Source organism: Paenibacillus sp. HGH0039 (assembly GCF_000411255.1).
Classification (GTDB): Bacteria; Bacillota; Bacilli; order Paenibacillales; family NBRC-103111; genus Paenibacillus_F.
The window spans coordinates 271453-288493 of the sequence record NZ_KE150413.1; the positions used below are offsets into that span (position 1 = coordinate 271453).

15 protein-coding genes and 1 tRNA gene are annotated in these 17041 nt (G+C 56.9%); 7 read left to right on the plus strand and 9 right to left on the minus strand.

Annotated elements, in window-relative coordinates:
• Positions 1-133: 133 nt before the first annotated feature.
• Positions 134-2137 carry a methyl-accepting chemotaxis protein gene (locus HMPREF1207_RS15525; protein WP_009674718.1) on the plus strand — a complete coding sequence of 668 codons (2004 nt, stop codon included), beginning with the start codon at positions 134-136 and terminating at the stop codon, positions 2135-2137.
• A 275-nt stretch (positions 2138-2412) separates the two neighbouring features.
• Here the strand turns inward: HMPREF1207_RS15525 and HMPREF1207_RS15530 are convergent, their stop codons facing one another.
• From HMPREF1207_RS15530 to HMPREF1207_RS15545, 4 genes are all read right to left on the minus strand, one after another.
• The gene (locus HMPREF1207_RS15530) at positions 2413-3885 is read right to left on the minus strand and encodes a basic amino acid/polyamine antiporter (protein WP_009674715.1); all 1473 of its coding nucleotides are present in this window, start codon (positions 3883-3885) and stop codon (positions 2413-2415) included.
• A gap of 145 nt (positions 3886-4030) precedes the next feature.
• On the minus strand, positions 4031-4930 hold the full coding sequence (locus HMPREF1207_RS15535) for an SDR family oxidoreductase (protein WP_009674710.1): 900 nt from the start codon (positions 4928-4930) through the stop codon (positions 4031-4033).
• Positions 4931-5002: 72 nt separating this feature from the next.
• Positions 5003-5665, minus strand: coding sequence for an NUDIX hydrolase (locus HMPREF1207_RS15540; RefSeq protein WP_009674670.1), 663 nt, complete (start codon positions 5663-5665; stop codon positions 5003-5005).
• Between the two features lie 142 nt (positions 5666-5807).
• Complete coding sequence (locus HMPREF1207_RS15545; protein ID WP_009674696.1) at positions 5808-7034, minus strand: SPL family radical SAM protein; 1227 nt, start codon at positions 7032-7034, stop codon at positions 5808-5810.
• 249 nt (positions 7035-7283) lie between these two features.
• Between HMPREF1207_RS15545 and HMPREF1207_RS15550 the strand changes: the two genes are divergently transcribed.
• Positions 7284-7355 (plus strand) — tRNA-Thr (locus HMPREF1207_RS15550).
• 145 nt (positions 7356-7500) lie between these two features.
• The gene (locus tag HMPREF1207_RS15555; RefSeq protein WP_009674662.1) at positions 7501-8697 is read left to right on the plus strand and encodes an MFS transporter; all 1197 of its coding nucleotides are present in this window, start codon (positions 7501-7503) and stop codon (positions 8695-8697) included.
• Positions 8698-8828: 131 nt separating this feature from the next.
• Here the strand turns inward: HMPREF1207_RS15555 and HMPREF1207_RS15560 are convergent, their stop codons facing one another.
• Both HMPREF1207_RS15560 and HMPREF1207_RS15565 read right to left on the minus strand, forming a co-directional pair.
• On the minus strand, positions 8829-9296 hold the full coding sequence (locus HMPREF1207_RS15560) for a DUF2691 family protein (protein WP_009674699.1): 468 nt from the start codon (positions 9294-9296) through the stop codon (positions 8829-8831).
• Positions 9297-9505: 209 nt separating this feature from the next.
• The gene (locus HMPREF1207_RS15565) at positions 9506-10066 is read right to left on the minus strand and encodes a cysteine hydrolase family protein (RefSeq protein ID WP_009674721.1); all 561 of its coding nucleotides are present in this window, start codon (positions 10064-10066) and stop codon (positions 9506-9508) included.
• A 153-nt stretch (positions 10067-10219) separates the two neighbouring features.
• On the opposite strand from HMPREF1207_RS15565, the gene HMPREF1207_RS15570 reads away from it, so the two are divergent.
• The 4 genes from HMPREF1207_RS15570 to HMPREF1207_RS15585 all read left to right on the plus strand — a co-directional run bounded on the left by HMPREF1207_RS15570 (position 10220) and on the right by HMPREF1207_RS15585 (position 12820).
• A complete protein-coding gene (locus HMPREF1207_RS15570) occupies positions 10220-10663 on the plus strand; it encodes an Lrp/AsnC family transcriptional regulator (protein WP_009674688.1) in 444 nt (147 codons plus the stop codon).
• 209 nt (positions 10664-10872) lie between these two features.
• Positions 10873-11610, plus strand: coding sequence for a UMP kinase (gene pyrH / locus HMPREF1207_RS15575; RefSeq protein WP_009674687.1), 738 nt, complete (start codon positions 10873-10875; stop codon positions 11608-11610).
• 252 nt (positions 11611-11862) lie between these two features.
• Positions 11863-12342 carry a glutathione peroxidase gene (locus HMPREF1207_RS15580; RefSeq protein ID WP_009674655.1) on the plus strand — a complete coding sequence of 160 codons (480 nt, stop codon included), beginning with the start codon at positions 11863-11865 and terminating at the stop codon, positions 12340-12342.
• A 22-nt stretch (positions 12343-12364) separates the two neighbouring features.
• On the plus strand, positions 12365-12820 hold the full coding sequence (locus tag HMPREF1207_RS15585) for a MarR family winged helix-turn-helix transcriptional regulator (protein ID WP_009674685.1): 456 nt from the start codon (positions 12365-12367) through the stop codon (positions 12818-12820).
• A gap of 249 nt (positions 12821-13069) precedes the next feature.
• Here HMPREF1207_RS15585 and HMPREF1207_RS15590 read toward each other — a convergent pair whose 3' ends face one another.
• From HMPREF1207_RS15590 to HMPREF1207_RS15600, 3 genes are all read right to left on the minus strand, one after another.
• A complete protein-coding gene (locus tag HMPREF1207_RS15590) occupies positions 13070-14653 on the minus strand; it encodes an S-layer homology domain-containing protein (RefSeq protein ID WP_016423802.1) in 1584 nt (527 codons plus the stop codon).
• 347 nt (positions 14654-15000) lie between these two features.
• Positions 15001-16335: a nucleobase:cation symporter-2 family protein gene (locus tag HMPREF1207_RS15595; RefSeq protein ID WP_009674725.1), complete on the minus strand. Its 1335-nt coding sequence runs from the start codon at positions 16333-16335 to the stop codon at positions 15001-15003.
• Complete coding sequence (locus HMPREF1207_RS15600) at positions 16319-16930, minus strand: xanthine phosphoribosyltransferase (protein ID WP_009674690.1); 612 nt, start codon at positions 16928-16930, stop codon at positions 16319-16321. Before HMPREF1207_RS15600 ends, HMPREF1207_RS15595 begins: the two co-directional genes overlap by 17 nt.
• Between the last annotated feature and the right edge of the window lie 111 nt (positions 16931-17041).

The window sequence follows — 17041 nt, forward strand, 5'->3', positions numbered from 1 at the left end:
GGGCCGTATGAGGCCAGAAAACTTTATCCAAATTTAAGGTATGGAACTTAATGGAGAGGAGGCGTGTAGAATACTGTCGAAAATGGGGGGATAGAGAGACATAGATTATTAAACCTGTCAAGGAGTGAAATGGATGAAACCCGGTTTAACCTTACATTTCCGCGATTTGTCTTTGCGGATCAAGATTTCCCTGCTTTTGCTCGTGATTACCTCGGTTCCCTTAATAGCGGCGACCCTGATCCTGATGTCGAACTCCAATGGCTACATCTCCAAGCAAACGGAAGAAAACATGAGAATACGGGCGGAAATGGGGGCTGGCGATATCGACTTGTGGATGGGACAGAAAATAAACGCCGTGGAAGGACTCGTAAAGGCCCATCCTGAATTTGCGACCGCGTCTTCGGAGAAAGAAGTGCTTCCTTATCTGAAATATTTGCAGGACAGCGATCCGGAGATGTTCTTTTTTGCCTACATCGACCGCAAAGACGTTTCCCACGATACAAAAGGCGGGGTAACGGACGTTTCCGCTTTCCAGAACATTAAAAACGCGAAATCGTCCAAAAAGCTGGCCGTCACGGATATTCTGAAAGATGTCGGCTCCAAAGAAGATATTATCATTATCGACCAGCCGATTCTGGACAAGACGGGTGAATACGCCGGGGTTATTCAAGCGATTGTGAGTCCGAAGCAGATCGTTTCGCTCGTATCGCGGATTCATTTCGGGGAAAAAGGCTATGCCTTCCTGCTGTCCGGCAACCGCAATATTCTTCTGCACCCGGATGCGGCCGATATCGGAAAACCCGCCAAGGATATCGCGCCGTTACTGGATAGCAAGCTGGAAGCTTCTTCGGACAAAACGGGCTATTTATACGCCGACGACGGAACGGTAGGAGAGGCGGCCGTCGCTTACTCGGAAGTGCAGAAGACCGGCTGGAAGCTGTTCATAAGCGCTCCGAAAACCGAGGTCTACAGCACGGTGTCCAAAGCGAAAACATTGGCGGGCATCATCATCGCGGTTTCCGTCCTTCTCGTTATTCTGATTTCGATCCTCGCTTCCCGCACCATCTTGCGCCCGCTGATGAATATTTCGGGGATGATGCGCAAAGCCGCTGCCGGCGATCTGACCGGAAGGCTCGACGTGAAAGGGAAAGACGAAATGGGCCTGCTCAACGCGGACATCAACGGCATGATGGATTCCTTCAGTTCCATCCTGGACCGGATGAAAAACGCGATCGACCATATGGCGTCGTCCAGCGAAGAGCTGACGGCCATTTCCGCCGAGTCCGCGGGAGTCGCATCCCGCACGTCCCAGACGGCCAACTCCACTGCCGTGGGAGCCGAGACTCAGCATGACGCGGCGCAGCAGACCGCACAAGCGATGGAGGAGATGGCGATCGGTATCCAGAAGATCGCGGCTTCGTCCACGCAGGTGGCCGAAACGACGGACAGCGTACGCTCCGAGGTAAACCGGGGCAGCGAGACGGTTCAGCAGACGCTGAACCAGATGAAAGTGGTAGGCAGCAATGTGCGGGATTCGGCGGGTACGATTTATTCGCTGCAGGAGAAATCCGCGGAAATCCAGAAGATTGCGAGCACGATTTCCGACATTGCCCGCCAGACGAATCTGCTTGCCCTTAACGCGTCCATCGAAGCGGCCAGAGCCGGCGAACATGGCCGGGGTTTTGCGGTCGTGGCGGGTGAGGTCAAGAAGCTCGCGGAACAAACGAGCCATTCTACCGTAGAGATTCAGGAGATTCTGGATGAAATCGTCGCCGCAACGGGCAAAAGCACGCAGTCCATCGAAAGCAGCCTGGAAGAGGTGGCCCAGGGCGAGGACCTGATGAACGCGATGGAGCAGTCGTTCCGCTCCATTCAGACGGCCATCCTGGATGTGTCCGCTCAGATCGAAGAAGTGTCCGCAGCCACCCAGGAAATCTCGGCAGGCACGGAAGAAGTGTCCGCTTCTTCACAGGAAATGGTCGATATTTCGAAGCAGACGCTGAATCAAATGCGGCAGGTCGCCCAGAGCATGAACGGGCAGCTTCATTCGATGAACGACATTTCCTCGTCGGCCGAATCGCTAAGCTCCATGGCGGAAGAGATGCAGAAGCTGGCTTCCGCTTTTACAATCAAATAGACCCTTACAAAAAAAGCTGGCCGAAGCGGCCTGCCGAAATAACCGCGCGAGCTTCTACGGAGGCCGGGCGGTTTTTTTGCATGTGATTGACCGCCGTCATGCGGGGCGAAACAGCGCGTACCGGGAGCTGTGCAATCTTTTATAGAACGGGGCTCCACCGTTTCTTCCTTCCATAAGCTGCCGCTTCAAAAAAATAAGGCCCCGATCAAGGGGCCTGCGTTGTTTGTCCGGTTGTCGCGATGATTAGGCCAGGGTTCACAAGGTGCCGCAAGAGCTTATCCGGCATTTCCGGATATGAACTGGATAGCCGAGTAGAGCCCCAGCACTACGATGGCCGCCGCGGCGAAAGCTTCGGCGGGCTCGTACATGGCCCGGATGCCTTTTTCCCTTCCGGAGAAGGAATAGAAGGCAAGACCCAGTGTGTACAGCATGCACACATAGAGCAGATTCGTCAGCCCTGCCGCGTAGAGCAGGAACAGCGAGTAGAGCGTAGCTGCCGCCCCGTAAGCCAGCTCGCGCTTGCGCGGTCCGTCCCAGAGGGGGGATTCGCCGGTCGAATCCTGCGGAGCGTAGGCTTTTCCGCCTATCGCCGTTTTAACGAGGAAGAGCGAAGACAGCAGGTAAGGCATAAGCGCCGCCGTTGTCGCGACAAGGTAAAGCGCATGGTAGGTGGACGAAGCGGTGACGACCAGGATCAGAAAAAGCTGCACCGCCCCCGTCGTCATCCAGAGGGCGCCTTTGGGGGCGCCGTTCTTGTTTTCGCCGGACAGCCAGGCCGGCATGAGCTTCTGCTTCCCGGCTACGTAGAGCGTTTCCGCGGAAAGCAGAGACATGCCGAGCAGCAGCCCGAGCAGAGAGACGATGAGGCCGGCGTTGATCAGGACGGCGCCCCACTTGCCGACAGCCGCTTCCAGTACGTAGGCGGCCGACGGGGTAGGAAGGGAGGCGAGAGCCGCCCTGCTCATCGCCCCGTAAGAAAGCAGCGACACGAGCATATACAGGACAAGCGTACCGATGAGACCGATGACTGTTGCTCTGCCGACGTCCGATTTGCGCTTGGCGCGGCCGGAAAGCACGACGGCGCCTTCTACGCCGAGGAACGCCCAGACGGTAATAAACATGGCCTGTTTGACCTGGCTTCCAATATCCGATAGCCCGATTGGAGACCCGGCGGTTGCGGTTGCGGCTTTCCACAGGTCCGCAATAAAAGTCGGCGAATGAAAGACGGTCGCCAGCGCCGCTATAAAGACCAGGATCGGGATAAGCTTGGCCATCGTCGTTACGATATGGACGAGAGTCGCTTCCCGGATTCCCGAGAGCTGTAAACTGTGGAGCAGCCATACGAGCAGCGAAGCGCATACGATGGCAAGCACATTATTGCCGCCGTCGAATACGGGAATGAAATAATCAAGGGAGCCGAACAGCAGAACCGAGCTTGCCACGATCGTAATCATATTGGCGAGCCAGTAGCCCCAGGCGCTGATAAAACCGACGAAGCGGCCGAAGCCGGTTTCGGCGTAACGGACGATGCCGTTGTCCAGGCTTGGCAGCCGGTTGGCGAGACTCTGGAAGGTCAGGGCGAGCATGATGACTCCGATGCCGGTCAGCGCCCAGCCGATCAGGGCGGCGCCGCTTCCCGCATCCTGCGCCATATCGGCAGGCATGCTGAAAATCCCTCCGCCGATCATGGAACCTACGACAAGGGAAATGAGAGGGAGCAAACCGAGTTTGCGCGGCTCGTTAGACATAAATGAGGACTCCTTTATTGCTTATGTGCATGAAATTTAGTGTAGGGAAGTATTATAGATCTTTTACTCTGATAAAGCAATAAAGGATTCCTGGGTTATTTAGGAGCGGTCGCGTCGCCATATAGGGGGCGGCGGCTTTACCGGCCTACGATGTGATCATGCCTCCGCCGTTGACGTGAATGGTCTGCCCGGTCACGTAGCTCGAGTCGTCGCTGGCCAGATACACGTAGGCGGGAGCCAGTTCGAAAGGCTGCCCGGCTCGCTTCATCGGCACTTCCGTCCCGAAAGTCCGGACTTCATCCGCCGAGAAGCTGGAGGGAATGAGGGGCGTCCAGATAGGACCAGGAGCGACCGCGTTCACCCGGATGCCATCGTCCACGAGCGAGAGGGCCAGGGAGCGCGTGAAGGAGACGATGGCGCCTTTGGTGGACGAGTAGTCGATAAGGTCCTTCTGGCCTCTGTAAGCCGTAATGGAGGCGGTGTTGATGATGGAAGATCCGCAGCACAGATGGGGCAGAGCCGCCTGGGTCATGAAGAAGAACGGGAAAATATTGGTCCGGTACGTATCGTAAAGCTGTTCCTCGGAAATATCCAGGATGCTTTGCTGCGGGAACTGAACTCCATGATTGTTCACCAGGATATCCAATCTGCCGAACGCCGACAACGTTCTGGCGACGACCTCGCAGCTTGCCGCTTTCGCGCGCAGATCCGCTTGTATCAGGAGACAGCGGCCGCCCAACTGCTCAATCCGGGCGCGCGTCTCTTCGGCATCGCTCCATTCGTACAGAAACACGATAGCCACGGCTGCGCCTTCTTTGGCGAAAGAAATGGCCGTCGCACGACCGATGCCGCTGTCTCCGCCCGTAATGAGGGCCACGCGGTCCAGCAGCTTGCTGCTGCCGGTGTAATAAGGATTCTCGGCGATCGGCCGGGGAATCATTTCGGATTCGATGCCGGGCTGGCGGGGCTGATGCTGTGCGGGAAACGGGATCGGCTGTTCCTCGCATTTCGTTTCTTTGCCTATATAAGGATAGATGGGATACATGCTGAACCTCCTGAATAATAAGGATAGGCGATTATCATGCTCCATCGTATTCCTCTGTGCCCGTTCGAGTGCCTAGATCTTCCCGAGCAGCTCAAACACGCGCAGGTAGTAGTCGTCCGGATGGGGGACGAAGTCTTTCTTGGCGACGGTACGGACCGATTCGGGGGTTAAAGCGGAGCGGGACGAGCTGCTGTCCGTGCGCCCGTTCTCATGCTGCGCCAGAACGCCGCGGACTTCCAGGAAGTCGATCGTGCCTTCGAAAAGAGCGGCCAGTTCGTGGAGCTCGGCCTCGTACAGCCCGGAGACTTCTTCCTCCTGAAGCGTGTACGCATCCAGGGGCCAATCGCTTGCATAGCCGAATACATGGCTGATTTCGCGGTCGATAAATGTTCTGCCGCGCACGGTTCCCCGTTCATCGGTGCGCACGGTAAACAGAAGGGAAAGCCTCTCGAACGGAACGCAGAGGCCCAGCTCTTCCTGAAGCTCGCGGGACGCTCCCTGGATCGTTTCACCTGAGGTCAAATGGCCCGCCGCCGTAATATCGAACCGGTCCGGGAACGTATCCTTAGAAGACGAGCGGAGCTGAAACAGCACCATGCGGCGGTTTCCCTCGGGCCGGACGAGCCAGCAGTGAAAGGTCTGATGCCAGTATCCCGCCGTATGGACCTCCTCGCGTGAAGCGGTCCCGATCCGGTTGGCGTCTTCGTCGTAAATATCGAACATTTCGGGAGTCATGGAATTTCCCTCTTTCTATTGTGTTGATCCGGAATGCGGCTCCACCCGGTGTCTTATCTTGAAGCGTAAACGAAAAAAGAGCCCGGAGCAACCCGGGCTCTTCAAGTGCCGGCAAAGGAGGCGCTCCTTGTGAGCGCGCCGTTCAAAAGGAGAAGACGAGCTGCGCCGGAGGCGAGTCGGGCGCAAGCGGCAAGAGCGTCTCCGCCTCGGCTGCCGTGCCGGTCGCGGTCGCGCCTGCCTGGGCTGCGCCGGGTGTTCCGGCGCCCCGCCGCGCCGTGCCTGAGCCGTCGGCGAATTCCCTGCGGCCTGCGCTGTCTCCGGCAGGGCCGGTGAATCCGCCGTCCCCTGCAGCACCCGCGCCCGCTTCAGCGCAGCCGCCGCAGGCTCCGCCGGGACTGTCCGCGGGAGGCTCCCAGGCGATTTCAAGCGGCTTCCCGCTTGAACGGCCGGAGGCTGCGGCGCCGGCGGCAGCCCGCTTCCCCGGACGAGGCGCCTCTTCCTCCTCGTCCATGTCGCGCAGCCCGTGCCGCTCCAGCAGTTCGTCGACGTACCGGCGGACGGGATCGCGGTACTCGCGAGGCGCGTATGCGGAGGCCGCATACAGACCGGCGTACTTGCCGACGAGCTGAGGGTAGTGCCGCCGGATCGTCTCGAAAAACCACACCTTGACGTCCGAGGCGCTCAGGCGCAGGTACGACGCCATCACAAACTGCGCGCCATGCTCCGCCGCGGCCGCAATAAGCTCTTCGAGCTCATCCCGGCCGTCCGTAATGTAAGGGAGCATGGGGGCCATGAAGATGCCGGTCGGTATCCCGGCATCGGTCAATGCGCGCACCGTCTCCAGCCGCTTCGCCGGGGAAGGGGCGCCCGGCTCGAAGTTGCGCCAGGTCGTCCGGTTCAGCGTGTTCAGGCTGATGTTCACGGCGTATACGGGCAGCTTCCGGAGCAGATCCAGATCCCGCAGAATCAGCGGAGATCGGGTCGTAATCGTCAGCGGCACGGGGTACTCCGTGAGCGCCTCGAGGCAGCCGCGCGTCAGCTTGGCGCGTCCTTCCGCCTGCTGGTACGGATCGGTCGCCGTTCCGATGGCGACGCGGCCGATCCCGGCCAGGCCTTTGCGGGAGCGCGCGGCTTTGCGGAGCTGCTCCCGCAGCGCCTCGGGCGCGTTCTCTTTCATCAGGATATTCGTCTGAAAGGTATCATCGCCGTTCAGCCCGAGGAAGGCGTGCATCGCCCGTGCGTAACAGAAGCTGCACCCGTGCTGGCAGCCACGGTACGGATTGATGGAATGTTCGAAAGGCATCGCCGGAGTTTTCACCGGATTCAGCACTTGTTTGGCCGTAATCTTTTCATAGCGGACAGGGTTCATAGCAGGTTACCTTCCCGTTTTAGAATAGCAATACAGAACATATGTTTGTATTTAGTATAGCATACCTGAACTGGTCTTCATACGGGGAGGAACAGGGCTGTTTTTTCCTTGTTTTACCGGAGCGGGACAAGCTTTGTCGGATCTTGTTTTTGTCAGCCGAAAGAGGTCGGAAAGAGTCTTGACAATTTTTGCGGCCGGGTATATTCTTATACATGTCGGTTTTGCCCGGTACGATTCGCTTCGGAATATGCTGGTGTAGCTCAGGGGTAGAGCAACGCACTCGTAATGCGTAGGCCGGGGGTTCAATTCCCTTCACCAGCATCTTTATACAACCATTGGAATAACGCGGTTTCTCGCTTTCGAGGGGTCGCGTTTTTATATTGTCCGGATACTTGCCCGGTTTCATTGGCCGCACGGCCTCAGTCAGCCGGATTTCTACGATCAGCCGGAAGGAGACATGATCACGATGCCAGAAGACAAGAACAACATGACCCTGCCCGGTTTCGCCCGGAAAATCATAGCGGCCACCGTCTTCATTAATATGGGCCGGTTTTCCGTATTTACGTTTCTGGCCGTCTACTTGACCCATACGCTGCAGTTCCCCGCCTGGCAGTCCGGAACCGTCCTGACGGTCGCTCTGCTGATCAACCAGGCGGTCCCGCTCTTTTCCGGCATGATCGGGGACCGGATCGGCTACAGTACGATGCTGGTAGCCGGGACGTTTCTGGCTGCGCTGGGGTATCTGGGGATTTACGCGCTGGACAGCTTCGGCGGACTTGTGCTCGCTGCGTGTTTTATCGGCATTGGCCCGGCCATGTACGAGCCGTCCATCAAATCGCTGTTCGGCAACCTGCCGCATGTTCTGAGAAGACGCGCGTTCACCTACTTCAATCAGGCGCTGAACGCGGGTGCGGTTCTGGGAGCCGTAACGGGAGGCATTTTTGTCAGTTTTCATACGTCGTACCCGATGCTTTTCGGAAGCGTTTTGTTTCTCCTGGTTTCGGTGCTGCTTCTGACCCAAGCCAAAAGCTTTCCGAAAGGCCGGCATTCGGCCAAAATGCTCGACAGCTACAAAAAAGTGCTGCGAAACCGACCGTTTCTCGCGTTTTCCGGCGCGATGGTGATGTTCTGGATCATGTTCACACAGTTATCCGTCTCGCTGCCGCTCGAAGTTTACCGGCTGAGCGAAAACGGGCGCCTGGTCAGCAGCGTCGTGTTTTTCAACGGATTGTATGCGGTTCTGTTTATGTTTCTGCTGCGGGGCGTTTTTCAGAGAAATTCCGCTGCCGTGATCGTCAAATACGGGATGCTTATTATCGGGCTCGGCCTTCTCGCGGTTCCGTGGGTTCCCTCGGTACTCTGGGTTCTGCTTTGCGTGCTGCTGTTTACCTCGGGCGAAACGCTTGTGCTGCCGGGGGTGGACATCGCAATTGCGGAGTACAGCATGAACGAGGATACGGGTGCTTTCTACGGGGCTTTCGGGCTCTCTTACGCGGTCGGCGGGACGATCGGCAACTACCTGGGCACGTGGCTCATCGGCGAGTATGGCGGCACGGTTTGGCCGTGGATAATATACGGGCTCATCGGGCTGTGCGGATTTATCAGCCTCCAGGCGCTTCAGGCAATGGGCGGCAAAACGGCCAAGACCGTCCATACGGCATAGTGCATGTGCTCTCCATATAAAAGAAAAAGAGGTTCCGGGTTATCCGGAACCTCTTTTTGTGTGCAGGGAGGCGGCCGTCGGCCAAGAAATATCCGGCACACCGCCGCTTCGACGAATAGCAGCCCTGCCAATTAAAACACCGCCAATCTGGTCCGGAAATCGTTGTCGTCCGTTATAGAGACGACATTTTCATAGCCCCGCTCCACCGCGTTTGTCTCGAGCCTTGCCAGAAGCTCCTGATCTTTACAGTAGAGAGCGGCATAAACCGAATCCACGATAATCAGGGCAAGCTCGCAGGAACAAGCTTTAAACTGTTCGTAATTCGTAACCTCCTGCACCGTCGATCCTGCGGGGAAAGCTTTAATGTCCACGAAAATCAGGTAATGCCTGCCGGTGCCGATCCGTTCCTTGAAACGGCCGCCGTCCGTCATTTCGTCGGGGTTTTGGAAGAGGGGAGGCCCCAGTCCGTCTTCTTCCAGGACATAGGACTCTACGCCATCAACCAGCCAATTGTACGCGGTAAGCTCAACGGGAGACAGCAAGTCGGCAAGCGGAGTCCCGTAAGGATCGGGGAGCAGAAAGCTGATCCCTCTTTTCATACGTTCACCTTCTTTGGAATAAAGAGATGCAGTCGGCTGTAAGAAGCCGGTATTTACTCGGGAATCGCGTGTTTCTATCTCACCGTGTAAATGGTTGAAAATGCAAATCATCAGCCCCGCAAAACATTTGCTGCTTTAATCATACACGCCGCTGACTTTTTGTCACCTAAAAGAAGAACAGGCTTCGCTGTCCGTCCGCTGCAGCCCGCTCACTTCACCGCTTCCAGCAAGGTGCGTGTGTCCGCGATCTCGGCGAACTCGCCGTGCAGGTTCGCCAGCGTCATCGCGTGGATGTCCTCGGCCGCATGAACGCGTCCGTCCGGGCCCGTACGATCGAAGGTCGCCGCAGCGTCGGCTGCGAGAATCGTACGGAACCCGAGGTTCCCGGACATGCGGGTGGTCGTTTCCACGCAGTGATTGGTCGTGAGGCCGGTGACGACCACCTCGGTGCAGCCGAGCACGCGGAGACGCGCCTCCAGGTCCGTTCCGATGAAGGCGCTGTTCACCGACTTGCGGATAACGGCTTCGTAAGGCAGAGGCAGCGCCTCGGGCTTAGGCTCTACCGCAGCGCTGCCGGCTCGGAACAAGGACTGCGGCGTCACCCCGATATGCTGCACATGGATAACCGGCCGTCCGGTCTCTCTCCAGGCTTCCAGCAGCAGGGCGATGTTGCTCTCCGCTTCGGGGTTGTTTCGCCTGCCCCAGCGCGGATCGTCAAACGCCTTCTGGACATCAATAACTAGCAGAACCGCTTTATCGTTTAGTTGCATCGGTTGACAGCTCCTTTCGCAGTTGCTATTCATTTTACTTGTCGGTGCGCTCGGATTACAGGTTATACTGAAAGGAAAAGTGTTCGTTCGCCTTGACTTTGAAAGCTTTTGAACGGCCGCATTTTAAAAAAGAAAGAACTGGGGGAGAAAGAGTTGGATCAGACAGACCGCAGCATACTCGCGCTGCTTCAGGAGAACGGGAGAATGAGCATGACGGAGCTCGGCAAGCAGGTGGGTCTTACGTCGCCGGCGGCCGCCGAACGGGTTCGGCGTTTGGAGGATAAGGGAGTTTTGACGGGGTATCGCGCCGTCGTGTCCCCGGAAGCCGTAGGTAAAGCGGTCATCGCTTATATCCTGATGGAAACGGAGCACTGCCGCCGGTATGTGGAATTTGTCCGTCAGGTTCCGGAAGTTGCCGAATGCCACCGCATTGCGGGACCGTACAGTTATTTGACCAAGCTGGTGACAAGCTCCGTCCGCGAACTGGAGACTTTTATCGACGCGTCTATGGAGTTCGGCAAGCCGTCCACGCTCGTGGTCTTATCCTCGCCGCTCGCTCAGGCGCCGATTCTGCCTGTGAAGGAGTCGGTTTTGTAAATCGTTCATGAAGAAATCCGGCGGGCCGTGTTCATGTTTGCAATCTTTGCTCATACGTTTATAATAGTTTGTTGAGACATTGGGAAAGGTGTGGGGATATGAAGCGGTGGAACCGGAATGTTCAGAAGCAAGCATCGTTTTCTATTTCCTATTTGGAACACTGAGGCCGTTCAGGCTTTGGTGTTTTTTATTTTTCCGGAGGTGAAGGGATGAAGTACAGACGCGTATTGATCAAGCTGAGCGGAGGAGCGGTAGCCGGCAGCGGCGATTTCGGATTCGACCCGGAGAGGCTGGAGCATATCGCCCGTGAAATTTTGTCGGTGCTGGAGCTCGGCGTGGAAGTGTCGCTGGTGATCGGCGGAGGGAATATTTTCCGCGGCAATATGGGAGAGAACTGGGGCATCGAGCGGGCGGAGGCCGATAACATCGGCACGCTGGCTACGGTCATTAACAGCCTTATGCTGCGCGGCGTACTGAAAGCGAGAACGAATGCCGAAGTGCGCGTGATGACCGCGATTCCCGTTACGTCGGTGGCGGAGCCTTATATACGTTTGAGAGCGATTCACCATCTGGAAAAAGGTTACATCGTCATCTTCGCGGGCGGCAACGGCCAGCCTTTCGTTACGACGGACTATCCCTCGGTCCAGAGGGCCATCGAAGTTAACTGCGATGCCATTCTGGTGGCGAAGCAGGGGGTGGACGGCGTTTACGACAAGGACCCGAACGTATACGGGGATGCCCGCATGTACGAATCGCTGCATTACAACGATGTGCTTCAGAATGATTTGCGGGTAATGGACCAGTCCGCTTTTATCCTCGCAAGGGATTATGGGATGCCCATTCACGTGTTTAACTTCGATAAGCCGGGTTCCATGAAAAAGATCGTGAGCGGCATTCACTCGGGCACCACGATCCATGAAGCCGCGAAGCTGACTTTCAGCGTATAGCAGACGCGTCGCCGGAACACGTCAGCAGTGGCACGCCGGACTTGTATGAACGGCACAGGTCCGGGCCCCGGTCTCCTGTCCCTGAATGAAACAGCACCCCGCGAGGAAAGGAAAGCCGGCACACGCTCTAGGCACATCCATTCCCAAGGGGATTTGACTTTTTCTACCCGCAGACGTATATTAATTTTAGATGTTTTAATTTTGCACAATCTAATAGATGGAGCAGTCGAATGAACCCGGGAGGTTATGAAGATGGGTGTGTATGAGTTTACGGCTCAACGGATTAACGGAGAAGAACAATCGCTTGAAGACTATAAGGGAAAAGTGCTGCTCATCGTCAACACGGCGAGCAAGTGCGGCTTTACCCCGCAGTATCAAGGACTGCAGGAGCTGTATGACGCCTACAAGGACCAAGGTCTTGTCGTACTCGGTTTTCCCAGCAACCAGTTTATGGAGCAGGAACCGGGGACCGATGAGGAGATCGAGCAGTTCTGCCAGGTCAATTACGGCGTTACGTTTCCGATGTACTCTAAAATCGATGTCAAAGGAAGCGGCGCGCATCCGCTGTTCCACTATTTAACCCGCCATACGGCAGGGATTTTGTCCAAAGAGGTCAAATGGAATTTCTCCAAGTTTCTCGTTAACCGTTCGGGCGACGTGGTCAGCCGGTATGCGCCGACGACCGCACCGTCCAAAATTTCAGGAGATATCGAGAAGCTGCTGGCGGAATAAGCAGAATAAGGATTGAGGCCCTATGAATTCACCATCTAAGCCTAGGCTTGAGAATCAGCTTTGCTTTGCGCTATATGCCTGTTCGCGTGAAATTACGCGGATGTACCATCCCATGCTCGAAGAGCTGGGCTTGACGTACCCTCAGTATCTGGTGATGCTTGTGCTGTGGGAAAAAGACGAATCGACCGTAAAAGAGCTCGGCGAACGGCTCTTCCTCGATTCCGGCACCCTGACTCCGATGCTCAAAAGAATGGAAGCTTCCGGCCTCCTGAAGCGTACCCGCTCCAGCCGCGACGAGCGGAGTGTCGTCATCACGCTGACGGACAAAGGACACGCGCTGGAGCAGCCCAGCACGTGCATACCGGCACAGCTTATGACCCGCGCGGGCGGAACGGAAGAACAGGCCGGCGAGCTGCTGGAGCAGGTGAAACAGCTGCTGGCGGCGGTGAACCACGCTAACCGCAACAGCGGGGAGTAGGCGGATGACGCTGAACGCCGGCAGGAGTCCGCGGTCTTATCGATCCGTTCGCCAAACGGATTGACGGACGTAGGTTCTGGAGGCAGCCGTAAACCCGAATCCACCTATGAAAAACGCAAGGTTCTCGAGAAGAGAACCTTGCGTTTTTTTGGATTTTACGGCTTTTTAATTTCCTTAGAACTGCCTCTGCCTCTTGCCGGGGAGGAGGGAGCCTTTTCGTTCCGGCAAACGCTCCTAAGGGACCTGCTGTCAGTTGGAAAAAGTCACATACAGGTAAGCGTTGTACGTCTGCTGGCTGGTGCGTTTCTCCGGATTGCGGCTCTGGGTTCTGACCGTAACGGAAGACATGCCCTGCACATTGATCTTGGCCGGCAGTTCCTCTTGCTTAAGGAAAGCGGTGCCTGTCCCGAGCTGCACATAAAGATCGACTTTATCCTGAGAGATCAGGTTAACATTCAGGTACTTCGAGCCATTCGGGGCAAAAGTCTGATTGATCTCGCCCTGGCTCTTCAAGTCCTGCACGGCCGCCGCTCCGGGCGGTGCCGTTACGCCGCCGGTTTGTCCGCCGTTGTCTTTGCCCGGCTTGCCCGTGCCCGTTCCGGTTCCCGTCGAGGGAATCTCGTCGTGGAACGTCACTTTAAGCGTAGCCGGGTAGGCGGCTAGCGGTGACCGTTTCTCCGGATTGCGGCTCTGGGACTTGATCCCGATCTGGCTGACGCGGTCTACCTGGACGTACCGGGGCAGCTCTTCCTGACGAAGGAACGCAATGTCTCCGTTCATATACAGGTACAGATCGGCAGCGTCTTTGGATGTCAGCTCGAGCCGCATATATTTTTTCCCGTTCGGGTAAACGATCGTGTTGAACTCGCCGTCCCGCTGGAGATCGCGGTCGAACGATCCCGGACCTTCCGCCGCTTCGCCGGGCTTAGGGGCCGGCATCGGAACCGGACGGAGAATACCGGTCGGGTTGATGCTGGAATAATTGCCGAGCACTCCCCGCGTCTTCAGATGGTCGAGAATCCGGTGAAGCACCGTCACCGCCTCGGCTCGCGTCAGTTTGGCCGAAGGATAGAACTTTCCGGCCGCGTCGGCCGTCAGGATGCCCGTTTTGTTCATCTCAATCAGCGCTCCGGCGGCGAGTGCGCTGTAGTCGTCGTAATTGGCGCCGCACGTCCCGTCCGCTTCCTTCAGGAAAAGAATCGGGTAAATCCCGCCCGGAGGGAGCTCCGAATTGTAGCGGTTGTCCTTACTCCGGAAAGATTCCAGCTCGTTCTCGGTATTAAACAGCCGGGTCGTAATATCCTTAAACCGGTTCATGTCGCCGCATACGTTGGTGGATTCCGGTCCCCCGTCTATCCCGTAAAGTCCGTACAGCATCATGGCCAAATCCCAGCGCGTAAACGCATATTCGGGATTGAACAGAGATTTGCCGTTGCGTGCGGTTACGGTCATATCTCCTACCGCGACGAACGTATCGCTGATTTCCCGGTAAGCCCAGTGGGAAGAAGGGACATCGACGTACGACGGCCGGCTGTAATTCAATGCGTCCGATCTGAGGCTCGGCCGGTATTTGTCGAACAGCCGGTAGACCATAACCGCCCATTCCTCTTTGTTTACGTAACGTCCCGGCTTGAAGGTTCCGTCCGGATAGCCCTGCAGAATCCCGCTTTGGGCCATGAACGTGATGGACTGAACGGCCCAGCTGTATTTGGCACTGTCCACGTCCGGGAACGGAGTGGAGGTCAAGCCCGCGCGCGCAGGCCCTGCCGGAAACAGCGGCAGAATGAGTAGAATAGCCAGAATGATTTTCAAAGATAAAAGTTTCGTTTTCATATCGGGTTCCTCTTCATATCGAGTGATGGGTGCGTACAAATACGTGTAAGCGTCGGACACGGCGGTCCGTTTCACTTATCGTTTATATCGGCTGAAGCACCCGCAATTATTAGAAAAGGGCGAGGCTGGCTGGACTCAATCTCCGTCGATGAGGGGCGGAGCCCGGACCGGACGCCAAAAACCGCAGCAGAGGGACGCAGCCGGGACCGGGCGCTAAAGCCGCAGCAGAGGGGCGGACGTCGGATTAAACGCCAAAAAACCGCTTCGGCTCTGTGGAGCGAAGCGGTTTCTAAACCGATCACGCTTGGGGTTCACGGAACTCCCGGATCGGGTTGAATTTATTCCAATCAGTTGGACGCCTTCAGGCTGAATTCATGCTTTTCCTGATCCGGAGTGCTGTGGGCTGCCTGAGCTTTGGAACGGGATTTGCCGATGGAAAAAACCAGGTTCAGCACAATCGCCGTGAAGCTTCCGGCTACGATGCCGTTACCGGTCAGAATCTGCACGCTCTCGGGAAGGTGGCTGAACAGCGTCGGGGCTACCGTTACGCCGAGACCCATGCCTACGGAGCAGGCGACGATCAGCAGATTTTCATGCTGGTTCAGGTCTACCGAGCTAAGCAGTTTGATACCGGAGGACACGACCATGCCGAACATGGCAATCGTTGCCCCGCCGAGTACGGCGGTCGGGATAAGCATGGTGAGCGCCGCGATTTTAGGCACGGAGCCGAGCAGGATCAGAATCACGCCCGCGGCAGCGATCACGCTTCTCTTTTTGACTTTCGTCAGCTGGACAAGCCCGACGTTTTGCGAGTAAGTCGTGTAAGGGAAGGAGTTGAACAGGCCGCCAATAATGCTTGCGAGCCCTTCCGCGCGGTAGCCTCTTGCGAGGTCCCGGTCCGTCAGGTCTTTGTCGCAAATTTTGCTGAGCGCCATGAACACGCCGGTCGATTCCATGACGGAAACGATGGCCACGAGCGTCATGGTCAGAATGGACGTGAGATGGAAGGTCGGGACGCCGAAATAAAACGGCTGGACCATGTGGAACCATGAAGCGTCAAGCACGCCCTGGAAGCTGACTTTGCCCATGAAGGCGGCGGCAATCGTGCCGAAGATCAGGCCGAGCAGAATGGAAACGGCCCGGATGAAGCCGCCGAAGAAGCGGTTCATGATCAGGATGAAGAGCAGAACTCCGAAAGACAGGGCCAGATTTTGCAGGCTGCCGAAATCGGCTCTGTTCTGACCGCCGCCCATGTCTTGAATGGCGACGGGAATGAGCGTCAGGCCGATGATCGTGACGACGGACCCGGTGACGACCGGCGGGAAGAAGCGGGCGAGCTTGCCGAGCAGGCCGCCGAACACGAAGATGATCAGGCCCGACGCGATGATGGAGCCGTAGATCGCCGTCATGCCGTGCTGGCCGCCTATGGCGATCATCGGAGCGACGGCCTGGAACGCGCAGCCGAGCATCACGGGCAGCTTAATGCCGAAGAGGCGGTTGCCCCACACCTGGAGGAGAGTCGCGATCCCGCAGGTGAGCAGGTCGATCGAGATCAGGTAGGAGAGCTGCTCGGGCGGGAGATGAAGCTGGCCTGCCACGATGATCGGTACGATCACGGCGCCCGCATACATGGCGAGAACATGCTGGAGTCCCAGAGAGCCGGTCTTAAACCAGTTGAACATGAGTATCCTCCTCGGAGACGCTGCTGTTCAGAAAGGTTACTTTCCCGTTATCCAGCGAAGCTACACGAGCAAGCGACTCGACGCGGTAGCCGGCGGCCTTGAGCTTGTCCGCGCCCGGCTGGAACGACTTTTCGATCACGATGCCGATACCCGCTACTTCGGCGCCGGCCGCTTTGACGATATTGGCCAGACCGAGAGCGGCTTCGCCGTTGGCGAGGAAGTCGTCGATAATGAGAACGCGGTCATCGGCGGATAGGAACTTTTTGGAGACAGTGACTTCGTTCGTTTGCTGTTTGGTGAAGGAATAGACGCGCTCCACATACAGGTTGTCGGTCAGCGTGAGCGATTTCTGCTTGCGGGCGAACACGACGGGCACCTTCATTTCGAGCGCCGCCATCACGGACGGGGCAATGCCGGAGGATTCCAGCGTCAGAACCTTGGTTACGCCTTCGCCGGCGAAGAGACGGCTGAATTCTTTGCCGATTTCAAACATCAGAACCGGGTCGATCTGGTGATTCAGGAAAGCGTCCACTTTCAGAACTTGTCCGGACAGAACCGTTCCTTCATCTTCGATTTTTCTTTTTAAAAGCTCCATGCTGGCATCCCCCATAAATGAAATAATGAGTTGAAACGAAAAACGCAAAAAAACCCGAATCTGCACCGTACCCCACAGGGCCGTGTTCATCGAGTGAAAAGCAAATAACCG

Coding starts and splice junctions, on each gene's coding strand:
- HMPREF1207_RS15535 (WP_009674710.1), bottom strand. CDS start 4,930: ATGTATCCCATCTATCCTTATATAGGCAAAGAAACGAAATGCGAGGAA.
- HMPREF1207_RS15595 (WP_009674725.1), bottom strand. CDS start 16,335: ATGTTCAACTGGTTTAAGACCGGCTCTCTGGGACTCCAGCATGTTCTC.
- HMPREF1207_RS15560 (WP_009674699.1), bottom strand. CDS start 9,296: ATGAAAAGAGGGATCAGCTTTCTGCTCCCCGATCCTTACGGGACTCCG.
- pyrH (WP_009674687.1), top strand. CDS start 10,873: ATGAAGTACAGACGCGTATTGATCAAGCTGAGCGGAGGAGCGGTAGCC.
- HMPREF1207_RS15565 (WP_009674721.1), bottom strand. CDS start 10,066: ATGCAACTAAACGATAAAGCGGTTCTGCTAGTTATTGATGTCCAGAAG.
- HMPREF1207_RS15600 (WP_009674690.1), bottom strand. CDS start 16,930: ATGGAGCTTTTAAAAAGAAAAATCGAAGATGAAGGAACGGTTCTGTCC.
- HMPREF1207_RS15530 (WP_009674715.1), bottom strand. CDS start 3,885: ATGTCTAACGAGCCGCGCAAACTCGGTTTGCTCCCTCTCATTTCCCTT.
- HMPREF1207_RS15540 (WP_009674670.1), bottom strand. CDS start 5,665: ATGACTCCCGAAATGTTCGATATTTACGACGAAGACGCCAACCGGATC.
- HMPREF1207_RS15525 (WP_009674718.1), top strand. CDS start 134: ATGAAACCCGGTTTAACCTTACATTTCCGCGATTTGTCTTTGCGGATC.
- HMPREF1207_RS15580 (WP_009674655.1), top strand. CDS start 11,863: ATGGGTGTGTATGAGTTTACGGCTCAACGGATTAACGGAGAAGAACAA.
- HMPREF1207_RS15555 (WP_009674662.1), top strand. CDS start 7,501: ATGCCAGAAGACAAGAACAACATGACCCTGCCCGGTTTCGCCCGGAAA.
- HMPREF1207_RS15545 (WP_009674696.1), bottom strand. CDS start 7,034: ATGAACCCTGTCCGCTATGAAAAGATTACGGCCAAACAAGTGCTGAAT.
- HMPREF1207_RS15585 (WP_009674685.1), top strand. CDS start 12,365: ATGAATTCACCATCTAAGCCTAGGCTTGAGAATCAGCTTTGCTTTGCG.
- HMPREF1207_RS15590 (WP_016423802.1), bottom strand. CDS start 14,653: ATGAAAACGAAACTTTTATCTTTGAAAATCATTCTGGCTATTCTACTC.